Source organism: Undibacterium sp. Tian12W (assembly GCF_049339405.1).
Lineage (GTDB): Bacteria > Pseudomonadota > Gammaproteobacteria > Burkholderiales > Burkholderiaceae_D > Undibacterium.
Genome location: NZ_JBMPPK010000063.1, coordinates 1 through 785, shown reverse-complemented (window position 1 = coordinate 785; position 785 = coordinate 1). Strand labels below are relative to the sequence as shown.

The 785-nt window shown below is 51.2% G+C and carries 1 pseudogene; it reads left to right on the top strand.

Annotation, left to right across the window (positions count from 1 at the left end):
• A pseudogene (locus ACO0LI_RS30605) lies at positions 1-785 on the top strand (hypothetical protein); the annotation flags it as partial.

Here is a 785-nt window from a genome sequence, read left to right as displayed (position 1 = left end):
ACAGGCTCCAACACATCCGCCACAGCCAACAACAAATTGACAGCCACACTGGGTAACTCCAATGACAACGGCGCGCCAATCATCACCCCATCACTGAAAAATATCCAAACAGCGAACTTCACGTTCACTGGTTCTGCTGATGCGCAAAACGTCAACAACAACGCCGTTGTTGCTGTCGATCTGCAAGATGCAACTGGCCTCAAAAACGTTGGCATCAACCGTATCGCCTCCACAGCAGGTACAAACGTTGCCCGTATCGAAAACATCAAATCTGTTCTCGACACACTGTCCCTGACAAGCACCAACGCCAACAACGCCGGTACAGTTGAATTCTCCTTCGGCAACGGCACACTGCTCGGCGCTAACGTTGGTACACTGAATCTGTCCGACGTCCAAGTTGGTACAGTCAACATTGGTCAAAACACTTCCGGCACATCCGCCGCAGGCGTAGGCAACCAAGGTTACGAAACACTGACCATCAACAGCACTGGTAACGTCAACAACATCGGCACACTGAACCTGCCAATGGACACAGGTACAGCAGGCAAAGTCATCATCACTGGCGACAAAGACCTCACACTGGCCCAAACATCCAATGTTGTCAATGGTGTAACGACGATTGAATCCGTCAACTACTCCGGTGGTATTCTCCAAGCTGCAGGCCGTCTGTCCGCCATTGATGCATCCGCATTCAAAGGCAACCTGACACTGAACCTCGGCAATGGCATCTTCACTACTGGTAAAGCTGACACATCCGGTTCCACACAAAACGTCACCATCACTGG